The organism is Streptomyces sp. NRRL S-340 (genome assembly GCF_000720185.1).
GTDB lineage: Bacteria > Actinomycetota > Actinomycetes > Streptomycetales > Streptomycetaceae > Streptomyces.
This window is the reverse complement of record NZ_JOIY01000004.1, coordinates 1-17,579: the sequence shown is the minus strand read 5'-3', so window position 1 is coordinate 17,579 and position 17,579 is coordinate 1. Positions and strand designations below refer to the sequence as shown.

The following is a 17,579-nucleotide window of genomic DNA, read 5'->3' as shown; positions in this document are numbered from 1 at the left end:
CCCTCTTGACAATACCCCCGCCGCTAGATAAGGCGCCCGTCAGGAGACCGGGACTCCCGGCGGTCGGCCGCGGACCCCGGTCAAGACGTGGCCGCCCCCGGGACATGAAACAATCGGACTGGATCACCGGTGTCAACAGTGGGCAGGAGACACAGCACGATGCGTATCGGAGTTCTCACGGCAGGCGGCGACTGTCCGGGACTGAACGCGGTGATCCGGTCGGTGGTGCACCGGGCGGTCACGACGTACGGCGACGAGGTCATCGGTTTCGAGGACGGTTACGCCGGCCTGCTCGACGGCCGCTACCGCGAGCTGGACCTCAACGCGGTCAGCGGCATCCTGGCCCGCGGCGGCACCATCCTCGGCTCGTCCCGGCTGGAGCGCAACCGGCTGCGGGAGGCGTGCGAGAACGCCTCCGACATGATCCACCGGTTCGGCATCGACGCGCTCATCCCGATCGGCGGCGAGGGCACGCTGACCGCGGCGCGCATGCTCTCGGACGCCGGGCTGCCGGTGGTGGGCGTGCCGAAGACGATCGACAACGACATCTCCTCCACCGACCGCACCTTCGGCTTCGACACCGCCGTCGGCGTGGCCACCGAGGCGATGGACCGCCTGAAGACCACCGCCGAGTCCCACCAGCGGGTGATGGTCGTCGAGGTCATGGGCCGGCACGCGGGCTGGATCGCCCTGGAGTCCGGCATGGCCGCCGGCGCCCACGGCATCTGCCTGCCCGAGCGGCCCTTCGACCCCGCCGACCTGGTCAAGATGGTCGAGGAGCGCTTCGCCCGCGGCAAGAAGTTCGCCGTGATCTGCGTCGCCGAGGGCGCCCACCCGGCCGAGGGCAGCATGGACTACGCCAAGGGCGCCATCGACAAGTTCGGCCACGAGCGCTTCCAGGGCATCGGCACGGCCCTGGCGTACGAGCTGGAGAAGCGGCTCGGCAAGGAGGCCAAGCCGGTCATCCTCGGCCACGTGCAGCGCGGCGGCGTCCCCACCGCCTACGACCGCGTCCTCGCCACCCGCTTCGGCTGGCACGCGGTGGAGGCCGCGCACCGCGGCGAGTTCGGCCACATGACCTCGCTGCGCGGCACCGACATCGTGATGGTGCCGCTCGCGGAGGCGGTGACCGAGCTGAAGACGGTGCCCAAGGACCGCATGGACGAGGCGGAGTCGGTCTTCTAGACCTTCCCGCCCTCCCCGGCCTTCCCTCCCCTTCGGCCCCGGCCTCCTTCGGCCCGGGGCCTTCCGGCCCCGGGCTTCGCCGCTCGGGGCCTTCTGGTCCGTGGGCCTTCCGGCTCCGGGCTCCGCGGCTCGGAAGCTTGCGTTCTCCCGTCTCCCGCGGCGTCCTACGGGGCTGCCTCGACCCGCGTCCAGAAGTGCTCGACGATCCGGTCGAGGAAGTCCCGGCCGGCGTCGCCCGCCTCACCGGCCGCGCTGGTGCCGCCCCAGCTCAGCGAGGCGACCATCTGCCCCTGGTAGTCCTGGTGCAGCTGCTGGAGGACCTTCTCCAGCAGCGGCCGCGCAAGGGGCACCACCTTGCCCACCGGGCGGACGTAGCCCTGCCAGCGGGTGCCCACGGCGCTGCGCAGCAGGTCGGCGAGCTGCTCCTCGCGCCCGGTGACGGCGACGAAGTCGGGCAGGGCCAGGGCGAGCACGTCGGCCAGCGCGGCCGACTGCCGCTCGGTGCCGCGCCAGTCGTCCCGCTCCTCCATCCGCAGGTAGCGGGGCGGTTCGAGACCGACGGCACGGGCCACGTCCTCCGGCCGCAGACCGCGGGCGATGCGGTGCTCGCGCAGGCTGCGCGGCCGTCCGATCAGCTCGCCCGGCGCGCACCACAGCACCCCGGCCAGCGCGGTCAGCTCCGGTCCCGACGGCGAGGCGGCCCCGCGCTCCCAGGCGACCACCAGGTCGGGGGTGACGTACGGCAGCCCGTAGGAGACCCGCATGCCGTGGGCGACGTGCTCGGGCCCCATGCCGAGCGCGGCACGGATCCGGCGGGCGGCGGGGGAGTTGAACGGGAGGGCGGAGGGTGGTGGCTGCACCCGCACAAGCTAGGAGCCCGCGGCGCCGGTGACTACGGGCCGTTCCCACAGGATGACGGGTTGTACGAACCTACGGCCGCCGGGCCGTGCCGTGCCGGGGGCGGGCCGCCTCACCGCCCCGGCTCCCACCGGTACACCAGTTCCGGCCTGCCCACCTGGCCGTACAGGGGGCGGCGGGCGGCGCGGCCGGTGTCCACCAGGTGTTCCAGGTAGCGGCGGGCGGTGATGCGCGAGATGCCGACCGTCTCGGCGACGCCGGCGGCGGTCAGGCCCTCGGCGGCCTCCCGCAGGGCGCCCGTCACCCGTTGCAGGGTGGGGGCGCTCAGGCCCTTGGGGAGGGCGGCCGGGCCGGGGGCGCGCAGGGCGGCGAGGGCGCGGTCGACCTCTTCCTGGCCGCTGGCCTCACCGACCGCCGCGTGGAACTCCGCGTAGCGGACCAGCCGGTCGCGCAGGGTGGCGAAGGTGAACGGTTTGAGGACGTACTGGACCACGCCCAGCGAGACGCCCTCGCGCACCACCGCGAGGTCCCGTGCCGAGGTCACCGCGATGACGTCCGCGTGGTGGCCCGCGGCCCGCAGGGAGCGGGCGAGCTGGAGGCCGTGCACGTCCGGCAGGTGCAGGTCGAGCAGGAGCAGGTCCACCGGGGTGCGCTCCAGCGCGCGCCGGGCCTGCGCACCGGTGTGTGCCTTGCCCACCGCGACGAAGCCCGGGACCCGGCCCACGTACATCACGTGGGCGTCGGCGGCGACCGGGTCGTCCTCGACCACCAGGACCCGGATGGGCCGTCCCTCCCGTCGCGCCTGCTCCTGGTCCGGAGGCTGTCCCTCGGGCCGTCTGCCGGTGCCGCCGTCCGTCATGCGCTCCGCCCCGCCGTCCTCGTACCGTCGCTGCTGCTGCTGCTGCTGCTGCTGCCGCCGCCGCTGCCGGCGTGCGCCGCACCGGGCGTCCGGCGGGGCCGGGGGCCGGCCGCGGGGCCGCTCAGCGGCAGCCGCGCCTCGAAGGCCGCACCGCCCTCCGCCGCGTCCGTGACCGTCAGTGTCCCCTGGTGCCGCAGCACCGCCTGCCGTGCCAGCGCGAGCCCGAGCCCCCGGCCGCCGGTACCGGCCGGTTCGGCCGGCTTGGTCGAGAAGCCGCGCTGGAAGACCAGGTCCGCGTGGTCCGGGTCGACGCCCGGGCCGCTGTCCGCGACCCGCAGCAGCAGTTCGGTGCCCGCCGCGCACACCGTCACCGTCACCCGCGCCCGCGCACCGCCCTGGGCCGCGTCCACCGCGTTGTCGATCAGGTTGCCGAGGATCGTCACCAGGTCACGGGAGGACAGGGAACGGGGGAGCAGCCCGTCGTCCAGGCCGCTGTCCTCGGACACCACCAGCTCCACGCCCCGTTCGTTGGCCTGCGCGGTCTTGCCGAGCAGCAGCGCGGCCAGCACCGGCTCGCCGACCGCCGCGACCACCTGGTCGGTCAGGGCCTGGGCCAGCTCCAGTTCCGCCGTGGCGAACTCGACCGCCTCCTCGGCGCGGCCCAGTTCGATCAGGGACACCACCGTGTGTAGCCGGTTCGCCGCCTCGTGGGCCTGCGACCGCAGCGCCTGCGTGAAACCGCGCTCGGAGTCCAGCTCGCCCATGAGCGACTGGAGTTCCGTCACATCGCGCAGGGTCACCACGGTGCCCCGGCGCTGCCCGCCCGAGACCGGGGAGGTGTTCACCACGAGGACGCGGGCGTCGGTGAGGTGCACCTCGTCCACCCGCGGTTCGGCGGCCAGCAGGGCGCCCGTCAGCGGGGCCGGCAGGCCCAGCTCGGTCACCGGCCTGCCCACCGGCTCCGCCTCGCCGGCCGCGCCGCCCACGCCGAGCAGTTCCCGCCCGCCGTCGTTGATGAGGGCCACCCGGTGGTGCGAGTCCAGCATCAGCAGCCCTTCGCGCACCGCGTGCAGGGCGGCCTGGTGGTAGTCGTGCATCCGGCTCAGTTCGTCGGCGTTCATGCCGTGCGTGTGCCGGCGCAGCCGCGCGTTGATGACGTACGTGGCGACCGCGCCCAGCGCGAGGATGCCGCCCGCGACCCCGAACAGGGCCGTGACCTGCTCCTGGACCCGCCGGCTGATCGCCTCGACCTTGATCCCGGCGCTGACCAGGCCGATGACGCGGCCGTTCTCCTCGACGGGGGTGACCGCGCGCACGGAGGGGCCGAGGGTGCCGGTGTAGGTCTCGGTGAAGGACCGGCCGCGCTGGGCACGGGAGATGTTGCCGAGGAAGGGGCGGCCGATCTCGTCCGGCTCCGGGTGGGTCCAGCGGATGCCCTGCGGCGTCATGATCGTCACGAAGTCGACGCCCGTGTCCCGCTGGACCCGGAGCGCGTACGGCTGGAGGTGGGAGGTGGGATCGGCGGTGTGGATCGCGGACCGCACGGAGGGGGAGTCGGCGATGGAACGGGCCACCGCCGTGGTCTGGCGGCGGGCCGCGCTCTCCGCCTGACCGCGGTCGCTGACGAAGGTGAACAGCGCGTATCCGGCCACGACGAGCGCCAGCAGCACGGCCTGCATGGCGAAGAGCTGGCCCGCCAGGCTGCGCGGTCTGGGGAGGGCGGGTATGCGCATGCCGTCAGTCTGCCTCCGAGCGGTGGCGTGAACTAAATGAACGGAAGGGTGACCGCCCTCACACGGCACGAGATAGTCACGGCATCCCCGAAATCCCCCGGACGTGAGCCGCACGCCGGTGATGCCGACGACGTCGTCAAGGAGGGCCGCCGTGACCAGCGCAGCCGATACGGCACCAGCCGCACCCGCCAGCGGGCCCGGCCCCGCAGCCAAGCGGGACCGCACCCACTACCTCTACATAGCGGTGATCGCCGCGGTGGTCCTCGGCGTCGTCGTCGGGTTCGCCGCGCCGGACTTCGCCAAGGAGCTGAAGCCGCTCGGCACCGGCTTCGTGAACCTGATCAAGATGATGATCTCGCCGATCATCTTCTGCACGATCGTGCTCGGCGTCGGTTCGGTGCGCAAGGCGGCGAAGGTCGGCAAGGTGGGCGGCCTCGCCCTCGGCTACTTCGTCGCGATGTCGTTCGTCGCGCTCGCCATCGGCCTGGTGATCGGCAACCTCGTCCACCCCGGCAGCGGCATGCACCTCACCGAGGCGGTCAAGGGTGTGGGCCACGCCCAGGCCGACGCCGCGAAGGAGGGCCCGGTCGACTTCGTGCTCGGGATCATCCCGACCACCCTGGTGTCGTCCTTCACCGAGGGCCAGGTGCTCCAGACCCTGCTGGTCGCCCTGCTCGTCGGGTTCGCGCTGCAGGCCATGGGCCGCAAGGGCGAGCCGGTGCTGCGCGGGGTGGAACACATCCAGCGGCTGGTCTTCCGCATCCTCTCCATGATCATGTGGGCCGCGCCGGTCGGTGCCTTCGGCGCCATGGCCGCCGTCGTCGGCGAGACGGGCATCGACGCCCTGAAGGCCCTCGCCACGATCATGTTCGGCTTCTACGCCACCTGTCTGCTCTTCGTGATCGTGGTGCTCGGCACCATGACCCGCCTGGTGGCCGGCGTCAACATCTTCCAGCTGCTGAAGTACCTGGGCCGCGAGTTCCTGCTGATCCTCTCGACCTCGTCGTCCGAGTCCGCGCTGCCCCGGCTGATCGCCAAGATGGAGCACCTGGGCGTCAGCCGCCCGGTCGTCGGCATCACCGTGCCGACCGGCTACTCCTTCAACCTCGACGGCACCATGATCTACCTGACCATGGCCTCGCTGTTCATCGCGGACGCCATGGACCAGCCGCTCTCCATCGGCCAGCAGATCACTCTGCTGCTGTTCATGATGATCGCCTCCAAGGGCGCCGCGGGCGTCACCGGCGCGGGCCTGGCCACCCTGGCCGGCGCCCTCCAGTCCCACAAGCCCGCGCTGGTCGACGGCGTCGGCCTGATCGTCGGCATCGACCGCTTCATGAGCGAGGCCCGCGCCCTGACGAACTTCGCGGGCAACGCCGTCGCCACCCTGCTGATCGGCACGTGGACCGGCGAGGTCGACCAGGACCGGGTGCGCCGGGTGCTCGCCGGTGACCTGCCCTTCGACGAGCGCACCCTGCTCGACGACTCCGAGAGCGACCCGGCCGGCTCCGCCCCGCCGGAGCGGCGCGAGGACGGCGAGAAGGAACTGGCCAAGGCCTGACCCGCCGGGCCTCGGCCGTCAGGCCGGACCCGTCAGCCCTGAACCGTCAGGGCCGACGGGCCCGGCCTGGAACTGCCAGGCCGGACCCGTCAGCCCTGAACCGCCGGGCCCGAGCCGTCAGGCCGGCCGCACACGGCCGCTCGCCCGCGACACGCCCCGGCGTCCCGCATCGATTCGTCCCCGCTCTCCGGACGCCCGGCCCCGCCTGAACCCGGGCCGGGCGTCCGGCACCCTGAAGAAGAAGCCGCCGAGCGGCCGAGGCTCTCCCCCGTGGGCCCGGCCGCTCGGCTCTTCGCGTCCCGCCCGCCGGGGGCTTCCCGGTCAGCCGCCGAGCTTCGACACCAGTGCCCCCGCCAGTGAGGCCGGCACCCCGGCCGACGTGAGCACCGTGACGGCGGCCGAGGAGCCGGCCTCGCGGGCGTCCAGCAGCCCGTCGTTGACGGCCTCCATCAGTGCGAACAGGATCTGCTCGTGCACGTGCGCGAGCGCGGGCGCGGGCAGCGGGGAGCTGAACGCACCCCGCTCGACGCCGCGCTGGAGCAGGTCCGCGCAACTGCTGCGGACGGGGGCCAGACGCTCGCGGATGCCCTCCATGGTCACGGTGCGCTGGGCGAGCGCCACCAGCAGCCGGTAGCGGTCCGCGATCGGCCAGATCGCCAGCACCGAACGCGCCAGCGCCTCCGCCGGGTCCTCGACGCCCTCGCGGCCCCGCGCGTGCGCGTCGGCCAGCACCTGCACGGCGTCGTCGACGAGCGTGCTGATCAGGGCCTCACGGCTGGGGAAGTGCCCGTACACCGTGCGCCGTACGACACCCGCGGCGCGCGCGATCTGGTCCATGGACGCGTCGGGGTCGCGCAGCAGCTCGGCGAGGGCGACGTCGAGGATGCGGCGCCGGTTTGCGTCCGCGCGCGTGGTGTTACCCGTGGTCATGGCTGACATTGTGCCTTCCTCGCGACTTGCACAGCACTGTGCAACGACGTACATTGCACATGGTTGTGCAAATACACACCGCTGTGCAAGTAGCTCTACGCGCACGTCCCCGTACCGACGCGCACCCGAGGAAGGCGACCCCTGCCATGCGACTCGTCATGACCGAACCGGTCGAGAGGACGGACCGCCCCTACGCCCGGCGCTGGTGGGCGCTCCTGGTGCTCTGCCTGAGCCTGCTGATCATCGTGATGGCCAACACCGCCCTCACCGTCGCCGCGCCCGACATGACCCGCGACCTGGGCCTGTCCGGCGCCGACCTGCAATGGGTGATCGACGGCTACACCGTCCCGTACGCGGCGCTGATGCTGCTGCTCGGCGCGATAGGCGACAAGTACAGCCGGCGTGGCGCCCTCGTCCTCGGACTGGTCGTCTTCGGCGGCGGGGCCGTCTTCGGCTCGCTGGCCGGCAGCGCCGCGACCGTCATCGCCGCCCGCGCGGTCATGGGCGTCGGCGCCGCCCTGATCATGCCGGCCACGCTGTCCCTGCTGGCCGCGACCTTCCCGCGCGCCGAACGCGCCAAGGCCATCACCCTGTGGACCGCCACCGCGGGCCTCGCCATCGCCGCGGGCCCGGTCGTCGCCGGTGCGCTGCTCAGGAACCACGGCTGGGCCTCGACCTTCCTGATCAACGTGCCGATCGCCGCCGTCGCCCTGGTCGCCGCCTTCGTCCTCGTCCCGCCGTCCAGGGCCGCCCGGCCCGAGGACGGCGACCACCGCATCGACTACGTCGGCGGCCTGCTGTCCGTGCTGTGGACCGGCTCGCTGGTCTACATGATCATCGAGGGGCCGCACTTCGGCTGGGACACCAAGGCGGTCACCGCCGCCGTCGTCGCGGGCGCCGGCCTGCTGGCCTTCGTCCTGTGGGAGCTGCGCCACCCGCGCCCCATCCTCGACGTGCGCCGCTTCACCAGCCGCCGCTTCGCCGGCTCCAACCTCGCCGTCGCCCTGTTCTTCCTGGCCGTCTTCGGCGCCTTCTACTACCTCACCCAGCACCTCCAGTTCGTCCTCGGCTACGACGCCCTCGCCACCGGTGTGCGCATGCTGCCGCTGGCCGGCGCGGTCTTCGCCGGCTCGGCCCTGACCGGCTACCTCACCCCGCGCGTCGGCATGAAGTGGACCGTCACCGCGGGCATGGTCGGCGGCACCGTCGCCCTGGCCCTGCTCACCCAGGTCGACGGCTCGTCCTCCTACGGCTCGTTCGTGGCGCCCCTGATCGTCCTCGGCCTGGCCATCGGCCTCGCCCTCTCGCCCTGCACCGACGCGATCATGGGCGCCTTCCCGGAGCCGGAGCTGGGGGTCGGCGGCGCCGTCAACGACACCTCGATCGAACTGGGCGGCTCGCTCGGCATCGCGATCCTCGGATCGCTCCTGTCGACCTCGTACTCCGGTCACCTCGCCGACGCCACCACGGGCAGCAAGCTCCCGGCGAGCGCCCTGGCCACCGCCCAGGACTCGGTCGGCGCCGGATACGCCGTCGCCCAGGGCATCGGCGAGAAGGCCCGGCACCTCGCCGCGCAGGCCGCGCAGACGACCGACCCCCACCAGGCCGCCCAGCTGAAGGCCCAGGCCGGGCAGCTCGCCCAGGGCGCCCGGCAGATGAAGGACGCCGTCGGCTCCTCCTTCGCCGACGCCGTCTCCCACACCAGCCTGGTGGGTGCCGTCGTCCTCGGCGTCGGCACCCTCGCGGTGGCCCTGCTGCTGCCGCGCGGCACCGGCCGCGCGACGGAAGCGGCGGACGAGACCAGGGAGCCGGCCGGCAGCGCCGTGAACTGAAACGCCCCTGGTCGGCGTCTCTCACCGCGATGCACTACCGTGCCGTGCCGGACCGACCGGCGCGGCACGGCCGCGTTCGGCGCGCGGTCACGGAGACCGCGCGGACGCACGGACACAGCCGCAGTAGAGAGACAGACGGAGGCAACGGGGGATGGCGATCGACTGGGACCGGCGCACCTGCGCGCGCAAGGGCCATGTGACGTACGCGCCGGACGACCCCCGGCTGCGCATCCGGCTGCACGCCGACACCGCTCTCGGCGAGGTCTGGCGCTGCCTGCGCTGCGGTGACTTCGTGCTCGGCGAGCCGCACGGCTCGGGCCCGGCCGCCGACGCGCCGCTGGTGCCGCGCGGCAAGGTGCTGCGGGACCTGTTCATCCTGCGCTTCCTGGCCCTGGAGCGGGTCGTGCGCGGGGTGTTCATCGTCCTGGTCGCCGTCGCGGTCTGGCGGTTCAGCAACAGCCAGGACGCGGTGCGCCGCCTCTTCAACGAGTACCTGGACGTCTTCCGCCCCGTCTTCCGGCACTTCCACTACGACCTGGACCACTCGCCGGTCGTCGGCACCATCCAGAAGACCTTCGGCTACAAGCACTCCACCCTGCTGCTGGTGGCCGGGCTGCTGCTGGCCTACGCGCTGATCGAGATCGTCGAGGCCGTCGGCCTCTGGTACGCCAAGCGCTGGGCGGAGTACCTGACGGTGGTCGCCACCGCGGCCTTCCTCCCGCTGGAGGTCTACGAACTCACCGAGCACGTCAGCGCGGTGAAGATCGCCACCCTGACCCTCAACATCCTCGCCGTCCTCTACATCGCCCTCGCCAAGCGCCTCTTCGGCCTGCGCGGCGGCCGCAGGGCCTTCGAGGAGGAACGCCACAGCGCCTCCCTGCTGGAGGTGGAGCACTCGGCGGGCGTCCCGGTCTGAGCGGGCCGTCCGCCCGTCCGTCCTTGCCTTGACGCCGACGTCAACCCGTACCGTCGGGGTCATGCGAATCGGCGAGCTGGCCGAACGGGCCGGGACCACCACGCGGGCGCTGCGGTACTACGAGTCGCGCGGGCTGCTGCCCGCGCGGCGGGACGCCCAGGGCCACCGCACCTACGACGAGCGGGACCTGCGGCTGCTGCGGCAGATCAGGACCCTGCGGGACTTCGGGTTCGACCTGGAGGAGACGCGGCCCTTCGTGGAGTGCCTGCGCGCCGGGCACCCGGAGGGCGACTCCTGCCCGGCCTCGCTCCTGGTCTACCGGCGCAAGCTGGACGAGCTGGACGCGCTGATCGGTGAGCTGGGCGCGGTGCGCACGCAGGTCGCCGGCCAGTTGGCGCGTGCGGAGCGGGCGCGGCAGGAGCTGGCCGCCGAGTCGCTGGTTCCGGGGGGCCCGGAACCCGTGTGCGAGCTGGGAGGGCACGAGCGGTGATCAAGCAGGTGGAAGGTGTCGGGGACGTGGGCGACGACGACTTCGCGGCGGAGGTCCTCGGGTCGGACCTGCCCGTGCTGGTGCAGTTCACGGCCGAGTGGTGCGGGCCGTGCCGGCAGTTGGCGCCGGTCCTCGCGGCCGTCGCCGCCGAGCAGGGCGAGCGGCTGAAGATCGTCCAGCTGGACGTGGACCGCAACCCGGCGACGACGATCAGGTACGGCGTGCTGGGCACGCCCACCCTCATGGTCTTCAAGGACGGCGAGCCGGTGCGGTCCATGGTCGGCGCACGGCCCAGGCGGCGGCTGCTGGAGGAGCTGTCCGACGTGCTGTGACCCGGCCGCCCCGACGAAAGAAATCCCCCGGGCAATTGCGCCCGGGGGATTTCTTTGCGTATATTCGGTGGTTCGCGACTTCACGAAGAATGTGGTCGCGGAGAAGTCCAGTGACCACAGTATATGCGGGCGGGAGCGGAATTGTCAAACACCGGATTCTCCGACGATGAATTGCGACAGGAACAGGAATTCATCGACGGACTGTACGCACGCGTCGACGCGCTGCGCGGTGACACCGAGGCCGCCGTCACGGACGCCCTCGCCCAGGGCAACACGCCCATGCAGGCCCGGCTGGAGCGGGACATCCTCGTCGCCGAGCGCTCGGGGCTGCTCGCCGCGCTGAACTCCGTGGACGGCTCGCTCTGCTTCGGGCGGATCGACCTGACCGAGGGCGTCACCCACCACATCGGCCGGGTCGGACTGCGCGCCGACGACGCCGAACGCACGCCCGTCCTGATCGACTGGCGGGCCGCCGTCGCCCGCCCGTTCTACCTGGCCACCGGGCACACCCCGATGGGCCTGCGCCGCCGCCGGCACATCGCCGGCGAAGGCCGCCGGGTCACCGCCCTGCACGACGAGATCCTCGACCTCGGTGACGCCACCCGCACCGGCCACGAGGACCCGGCCGGCGACGCGGTGCTGCTCGCCGCGCTGAACTCCGCGCGCACCGGCCGGATGGGCGACATCGTGCGCACCATCCAGGCCGACCAGGACCGCATCATCCGCGCCCCGCACCGCGGCGTGCTGGTGGTCGAGGGCGGCCCCGGCACCGGCAAGACCGCCGTCGCACTGCACCGGGCCGCCTACCTGCTCTACGAACACCGGGAACTGCTCGCCCGCCGGGCCGTGCTGATCGTCGGCCCCAACCCGGCGTTCCTCGGCTACATCGGCGAGGTACTGCCCTCGCTCGGTGAGACGGGCGTGCTGCTGGCGACCGTCGGCGAGCTGTTCCCCGGCGTGCGGGCGACCGCCCACGACACCCCCGGGGCGGCTGCCGTCAAGGGCCGCGCCGACATGGCCGACGTGCTCGCCGCCGTCGTACGCGACCGCCAGGCGCTGCCCGACCCCGTCATCGCCATCGAGCACGACCGCGAGGTCCTGATGCTCGACGATGGCCTCGTGCGGGTCGCCCGCGAGCGAACGCGCGCCGCGAAGCTGCCGCACAACGCGGCCCGCGAGCACTTCGAGGGCCACATCCTCAACACCCTCACCGACATGGTCGCCGAGCGCATCGGCACCGACCCTTACGACGGCTCCAACCTCCTCGACGCGAGCGACATCACCCAGATCCGCGACGAACTCGCCGAGAACCCCGAGGTCTGGTCCGCCGTCGACCGGCTGTGGCCGCGGCTGACCCCGCAGCGGCTGGTCGCGGACTTCCTGGCCGCACCGGAGGGGTACCTGTCCGAGGAGGACGCCGACGCCGTCCGCCGCCCGGTCACCCGGGCCTGGACCGTCGCCGACGTGCCGCTGCTCGACGAGGCCGCCGAACTGCTCGGCGAGGACGACCGCCTCGCCCGCGCCCGCGCCGAACGCGAGCGCGAGACGCAGGTGGCGTACGCCCAGGGCGTGCTCGACGTGTCGTACGCCTCGCGGACCTACGAGTTCGACGACAAGCACGAGGAGGACTCCGAGGTCCTGTCCGCGCACGACATCATCGACGCCGAGCGGTTCGCCGAACGCCAGGAGGAGGACGACCACCGCAGCGCCGCCGAGCGTGCGGCGGCCGACCGCACCTGGGCGTTCGGGCACATCATCGTCGACGAGGCGCAGGAGCTGTCGCCGATGGCGTGGCGGCTGCTGATGCGGCGCAGCCCGACCCGTTCCATGACCTTGGTGGGCGACCCCGCGCAGACGGCCGAGGCGGCCGGTGCCGGCTCCTGGGAGGGCATCCTCCGGCCGTACGTCGAGGACCGCTTCGAGCACACCCGGCTCGGCGTCAACTACCGCACGCCCGCCGAGATCATGGACGTGGCGGCGGCCGTGGTCCGCGCCGAGCACCCCGGCTTCGAGCCGCCCAGCTCGGTGCGTTCCACCGGCGTACGGCCCTGGGTCCGCGCCACCGACGACCTGCCCGGCGCGGTCGAGAAGGCCGTCGCCGAACTCACCCCCGAGGAGGGCCGGCTCGCCGTCATCGCACCGCGCGACCTGCACCGCCGCCTGGCCGCCCGGCTGGAGGGGGTCACCGCGGGCGCGGAACCCGACCTGACGCACACGGTCGTCCTGCTCGACCCGCGCCAGGCCAAGGGCCTGGAGTTCGACTCCGTACTGGTCGTCGAGCCGGCCCGCTACGGCACGAGCGACCTGTACGTGGCCCTGACCCGGGCGACCCAGCGGCTGGGCGTGGTGCACACGGGGGCGTTGCCGCCGGCGCTGGCGCAGGCGCTCACAAAGTGACGGACGCCCGGAACGTGCCAGGGCCGCCGGGCGCCGGGGCCCTCACGCCGGGCGCAGCCACACCGTCGCCAGGGGCGGCAGGGTCAGCCGGATGCTCGCCGGGCGGCCGTGCCACCCCTGGGGGTCCGGCTTGACAGGGTCGGGGCGGACGACGTCGCTGCCGCCGTAGCGGGCCGCGTCCGTGTTGACCGCCTCCCGCCAGGCGGGCACGTCGTCGGGGACGCCCAGGCGGTAGTCGTGGCGGACGACGGGAGCGAAGTTCGACACCGCGAGCAGCGGGGTGCCGTCCGCGTCGCGGCGCAGGAACGCCAGTACGTTGTCGTCGGCCGCGTCCCCGACGATCCACTCGAACCCGTCGGGGTGGACGTCCCGCTCCCACAGGGCCGGGGTGGCGCGGTAGACGGAGTTGAGGTCGCGGACCAGGTCCAGGACGCCCCGGTGGTCGGCGGCGGCGCCGTAGGACGGGTCGAGCAGCCACCAGTCCGGGCCGCGCGTCTCCGACCACTCCGAGCCCTGGGCGAACTCCTGTCCCATGAAGAGGAGCTGCTTGCCCGGGTGGGACCACATGAAGGCCAGGTAGGCGCGCAGGTTCGCGCGCTGCTGCCACCAGTCGCCGGGCATCTTCGACACCAGCGAGCCCTTGCCGTGCACCACCTCGTCGTGGGAGATCGGCAGCACGTAGTTCTCGCTGTACGCGTACACCATGGAGAACGTCATCTCGCCGTGGTGGTAGGCGCGGTGCACGGGTTCGTGGCTCATGTACTGGAGCGAGTCGTGCATCCAGCCCATGTTCCACTTCAGCCCGAAACCCAGGCCGCCGAAGCCGCTCGGGCCCCGGTGGTGGGTGGCGCGGGTGACCCCGTCCCAGGCCGTGGACTCCTCAGGTAGAGCATGGAGGCCACCGCGTCCACGCGCAGCCCGTCGATGTGGAACTCCTCGCACCAGTAGACGGCGTTGGCGACCAGGAAGTTGCGCACCTCGCGGCGGCCGAAGTCGAACTCCAGGGTGCCCCAGTCGGGGTGGGCCGCGCGCAGCGGGTCGGAGTGCTCGTACAGCGGGCGTCCGTCGAACTCGGCCAGCGCCCACGCGTCGCGCGGGAAGTGCGCCGGCACCCAGTCCATGATCACGCCGATGCCCGCCCGGTGCAGCGCGTCCACCAGGTACTTGAAGTCGTCCGGGGTGCCCAGGCGCGCGGTGGGCGCGTAGAAGCCGGTGACCTGGTAGCCCCAGGAGCCGCCGAAGGGGTGCTCGGCGACCGGCATCAGCTCCACGTGCGTGAAGCCCAGGTCCTTGACGTACGCGGGAAGCTGCTCGGCCAGGTCGCGGTAGGTCAGGCCCGGCCGCCAGGAGGGCAGGTGGACCTCGTACACCGAGAGCGGCGCCTCGTGCGCGGGGCGCCGCGCACGCCGGGCCAGCCACTCCTGGTCGCTCCACTCGTGGTGCGAGGCGTGCACGACGGAGGAGGTGGCCGGCGGCACCTCGGTGCGGCGGGCCAGCGGATCGGCGCGCAGCGTCCTGGAACCGTCCGGCCGGGTGATCTCGAACTTGTACAGCTCGCCCTCGCCGATGCCGGGCACGAACAGCTCCCACACGCCCGTGCCGCCCAGCGAGCGCATCGGGTACGCGGTGCCGTCCCAGAAGTTGAAACCACCGGCCACCCGCACGCCCCGCGCGTCGGGCGCCCACACCGCGAAGCGGGTCCCGGCGACCCCCTGGTGCGTCGTCGGGTGCGCGCCGAGCGCTCGCCACAGCTCCTCGTGCCGGCCCTCGCCGATCAGGTGCAGGTCCAGCTCGCCGAGGGCGGGCAGGAAACGGTACGCGTCCTCGGTGCGCTGCACCGTGCCCTCGTACGCCACCTCCAGCCGGTACTCCGGTACGTCCCGCAGCGGCAGCAGCCCCGAGAAGAAGCCCTCCCCGTCGTGCCGCAGCTCCACCTGGAGGCCGTCGGCGAGGACGGCGACGCCGAGGGCGTACGGCCGGAACGCCCGCACGGCGACGCCCCCGGGCACGGGGTGCGCGCCGAGCACGGAGTGCGGGTCGTGGTGCGTACCGGCGAGCAGCCGCTCGCGGTCCGCCATGGCGAGGGCGGGGGAGACCTCCGGCGGGGGCGCGGTCCTCCGCGGCGCGGATTCTTCGGCCGCGGTCCTCTTCACCGCCGCCTTCCCGGCCGTCGCCTTCGCCGCCGCCTTCCTCGCCGTCGTCCGCCGGGCCGGGGGCTTCGCGGGCGCCGCCTTCCCGGCCGCTGTCTTCCCGGCCCCTGCTTTCTGGACCGCGGTCCTGGCTGTCGTCTTCTCGGCTGCCGTCTTCTTGGCCGCCGCTTTCCGCGGCGCGGTCTCGGCTGTCGTCTTCGCGGGTGCCGTCTTCTTGGCCGCCGCTTTCCGCGGCGCGGTCTCGGCTGCCGCTTTCTCGGCTGCCGTCTTCTCGGGCGGGGTCTTCCCGGCCGGTGTCTTCGCGGCGGGGGCCTTCTGCGCGGCGGCCTCGGGCGGCTGCTTCGGGTCCGGACCACTGGAGGGGGGACGGGCAGTCACGGGCGGGGCCTCCTCGGCGAAGGATCGGGGCAGGACGGTGACGGACGGTGGTGCCCCCGGCGGGCGGCCGGGTCAGACGGGCTGGGAGCCCATGGCCAGACGGCGCACCGCCGCCAGCGGCACGGGCAGCCAGTCCGGGCGGTGCCGGGCCTCGTACAGGACCTCGTACACCGCCTTGTCGGTCTCGTAGGCCCGCAGCAGCACGGGGTCGGTGCGCGGGTCGCGGCCGCCGGCCTCGGCGTACCCGGTGCAGTACGCGGCCCGGCAGGCCGCCGCCCACCGGGTCGCGGGCGGGCCGCCCGCCGAGTGCGCCGCGTAGTCGAAGGAACGCAGCATTGCGGCGACGTCCCGCACCACGGGCTGGGCCATCCGCCGCTCGGCGAGCGGCTTGGCCGGTTCGCCCTCGAAGTCGATCAGCGACCACTGACCGGAGGGGGACCGCAGGCACTGCCCCAGGTGCAGGTCGCCGTGGATGCGCTGGGCGGTCCAGGTGTGGCCCTCGGCGGCCAGGTCGGCCAGCGCCTCGAAGGCGGAGTGCAGGCCGGGGGCGTACGGCCGGAGCGCGGGCACCGCCTGGGCCGCCGCCTCCAGCCGCTCGGCCATGCCGTCGACCAGCGACTGGAGCTGGAGGTGGGCCAGGCTGACCGTGGGCAGCGCGCGGGCCAGCGCCGTGTGCACCTCGGCGGTGGCACGGCCCAGCGCCCGCGCCTCGGCGGCGAAGTCCTCGCCCTTGGCCAGCTCGCGCAGGGCCAGTTCCCAGCCGTCCGACGCTCCCTGCACGAAGGGCTGGAGCACCCCGAGGACGTAGGAGTCGTCACCGGTGTCCCCCACCTCGGCGGTCATCCAGGCGGCCGGTGCCGGCACCCGGGGGCAGCCCTCGCGGGCCAGCGCCAGCGGCAGCTCGAGATCGGGGTTCACACCGGGCAGGACCCGGCGCAGCAGTTTCAGGATGAACGTGTCTCCGTAGATCACCGACGAGTTGGACTGCTCGGCGGTCACCATGCGCGGCACCAGGTCGGGGCGTATCTCCTCGCGCCGCTCGAAACGCAGCCCGCCGATGCGCGCCTGGGTGCGCAGGGCCTCCAGGAGCACCTCGGCGGGCCGCGGGTCGTACAGGGCGTCGTACACGGTGCGCCCGGCGAGCGGGCCGTCGTGGACGTGACCGATCAGCGCGGGCGCCAGTCTCGGGGGCAGCGCCTCGCGCGCGCCTATCAGCAGCTGGTAGCAGTCCCCGGGGTGCGGGACACCGCTGCCCGGCACGGGGGAGAGCGGCTGGTGGGCGCGGACGAGCAGGTGGTGCAGGCCCAGCTTGGCGTCGGAGGGGAGCAGCTCGGTGGCCGCGACCAGGGAGAATCCCGTGACCGGGCGGCCCTTGCCCGCGAACCAGCGCTGCCGGGGCAGCCACTCGTGCAGCAGCGGGTCCAGGGACGCGAGGAGGCCGGCGCTGCCGGCGGTGACAGAGCGTGTGACGGCTTGCGACATGGCTTCCGACATGGCGTCGCGTCCAATCGCTGGTCGGGTGTGTCTCACGCGTGCCCACGGGCGGGGCGGGGAAACCGCCCCGCCCGCCGGCACGCCAAGAGCTGCGGACGAGATGGGAGACCGATCAGCACGCGCCAGGCGTCGCGAGCCGGGCGCCCACTTCGGTCGGTGCGCTAAGCAGCGGCGTCCCTGCGGAGCCGGAACCAGTAGAAGCCGTGGCCCGCCAGGGTCAGCAGGTACGGCAGCTCCCCGATGGCCGGGAAGCGCACCCCGCCGAACAGCTCGACGGGGTGCCGCCCGATGAACGAGCTGAGATCCAGCTCGGTGGGCTGGGCGAAGCGGGAGAAGTTGTGCACGCACAGCACCAGGTCGTCGTCGTACTCGCGCAGGAAGGCGAGGACGGCGGGGTTGGAGGAGGGGAGTTCGGTGTAGGTGCCGAGGCCGAAGGCGGGGTTCTGCTTGCGGATCTCGATCAT

13 protein-coding genes and 1 pseudogene are annotated in these 17,579 nt (G+C 73.3%); 7 read left to right on the top strand and 7 right to left on the bottom strand.

The genetic code is table 11. The features are described from left to right. The first annotated feature begins 159 nt into the window (after window positions 1-159). A complete protein-coding gene (locus IG64_RS03315; protein ID WP_037851718.1) occupies window positions 160-1,185 on the top strand; it encodes an ATP-dependent 6-phosphofructokinase in 1,026 nt (341 codons plus the stop codon). A gap of 164 nt (window positions 1,186-1,349) precedes the next feature. Here IG64_RS03315 and IG64_RS03310 read toward each other — a convergent pair whose 3' ends face one another. The 3 genes from IG64_RS03310 to IG64_RS03300 all read right to left on the bottom strand — a co-directional run bounded on the left by IG64_RS03310 (window position 1,350) and on the right by IG64_RS03300 (window position 4,635). After that, window positions 1,350-2,051: a helix-turn-helix domain-containing protein gene (locus IG64_RS03310; RefSeq protein ID WP_078883765.1), complete on the bottom strand. Its 702-nt coding sequence runs from the start codon at window positions 2,049-2,051 to the stop codon at window positions 1,350-1,352. A gap of 104 nt (window positions 2,052-2,155) precedes the next feature. Next, complete coding sequence (locus IG64_RS03305; protein WP_234438382.1) at window positions 2,156-2,773, bottom strand: response regulator; 618 nt, start codon at window positions 2,771-2,773, stop codon at window positions 2,156-2,158. 125 nt (window positions 2,774-2,898) lie between these two features. Continuing rightward, entirely contained in the window at window positions 2,899-4,635 is a 1,737-nt protein-coding gene (locus IG64_RS03300; protein ID WP_037851715.1) for an ATP-binding protein, read from the bottom strand. 151 nt (window positions 4,636-4,786) lie between these two features. On the opposite strand from IG64_RS03300, the gene IG64_RS03295 reads away from it, so the two are divergent. Then, window positions 4,787-6,196: a cation:dicarboxylate symporter family transporter gene (locus IG64_RS03295; protein WP_037851713.1), complete on the top strand. Its 1,410-nt coding sequence runs from the start codon at window positions 4,787-4,789 to the stop codon at window positions 6,194-6,196. 321 nt (window positions 6,197-6,517) lie between these two features. Here the strand turns inward: IG64_RS03295 and IG64_RS03290 are convergent, their stop codons facing one another. After that, complete coding sequence (locus IG64_RS03290; RefSeq protein WP_037851712.1) at window positions 6,518-7,135, bottom strand: TetR/AcrR family transcriptional regulator; 618 nt, start codon at window positions 7,133-7,135, stop codon at window positions 6,518-6,520. 137 nt (window positions 7,136-7,272) lie between these two features. Here IG64_RS03290 and IG64_RS03285 point away from each other — a divergent pair, with 137 nt between their 5' ends. The 5 genes from IG64_RS03285 (at window position 7,273) to IG64_RS03265 (ending at window position 13,093) form a co-directional block, all read left to right on the top strand. Then, on the top strand, window positions 7,273-8,958 hold the full coding sequence (locus IG64_RS03285) for an MFS transporter (RefSeq protein WP_037851711.1): 1,686 nt from the start codon (window positions 7,273-7,275) through the stop codon (window positions 8,956-8,958). 151 nt (window positions 8,959-9,109) lie between these two features. Further along, window positions 9,110-9,874 carry a DUF2127 domain-containing protein gene (locus IG64_RS03280; RefSeq protein ID WP_037851709.1) on the top strand — a complete coding sequence of 255 codons (765 nt, stop codon included), beginning with the start codon at window positions 9,110-9,112 and terminating at the stop codon, window positions 9,872-9,874. A gap of 61 nt (window positions 9,875-9,935) precedes the next feature. Then, window positions 9,936-10,364 carry a MerR family transcriptional regulator gene (locus IG64_RS03275; protein WP_037851708.1) on the top strand — a complete coding sequence of 143 codons (429 nt, stop codon included), beginning with the start codon at window positions 9,936-9,938 and terminating at the stop codon, window positions 10,362-10,364. After that, window positions 10,364-10,696, top strand: a complete 333-nt coding sequence (locus IG64_RS03270; protein WP_037852195.1) for a thioredoxin family protein — start codon at window positions 10,364-10,366, stop codon at window positions 10,694-10,696. Before IG64_RS03275 ends, IG64_RS03270 begins: the two co-directional genes overlap by 1 nt. 123 nt (window positions 10,697-10,819) lie before the next feature. Next, window positions 10,820-13,093: a HelD family protein gene (locus tag IG64_RS03265; RefSeq protein ID WP_078883764.1), complete on the top strand. Its 2,274-nt coding sequence runs from the start codon at window positions 10,820-10,822 to the stop codon at window positions 13,091-13,093. A 42-nt stretch (window positions 13,094-13,135) separates the two neighbouring features. Here IG64_RS03265 and glgB read toward each other — a convergent pair. The 3 genes and pseudogenes from glgB to IG64_RS03250 all read right to left on the bottom strand — a co-directional run. Next, window positions 13,136-15,621 (bottom strand): annotated as a pseudogene (gene glgB / locus IG64_RS03260) (1,4-alpha-glucan branching enzyme). Between the two features lie 72 nt (window positions 15,622-15,693). Next, window positions 15,694-17,103 carry a maltokinase N-terminal cap-like domain-containing protein gene (locus IG64_RS03255; protein WP_037852193.1) on the bottom strand — a complete coding sequence of 470 codons (1,410 nt, stop codon included), beginning with the start codon at window positions 17,101-17,103 and terminating at the stop codon, window positions 15,694-15,696. A 173-nt stretch (window positions 17,104-17,276) separates the two neighbouring features. Then, window positions 17,277-17,579, bottom strand: a 303-nt coding sequence (locus IG64_RS03250; protein ID WP_037851705.1) for an alpha-glucosidase C-terminal domain-containing protein, incomplete at its 5' end; no start/stop codon positions are given.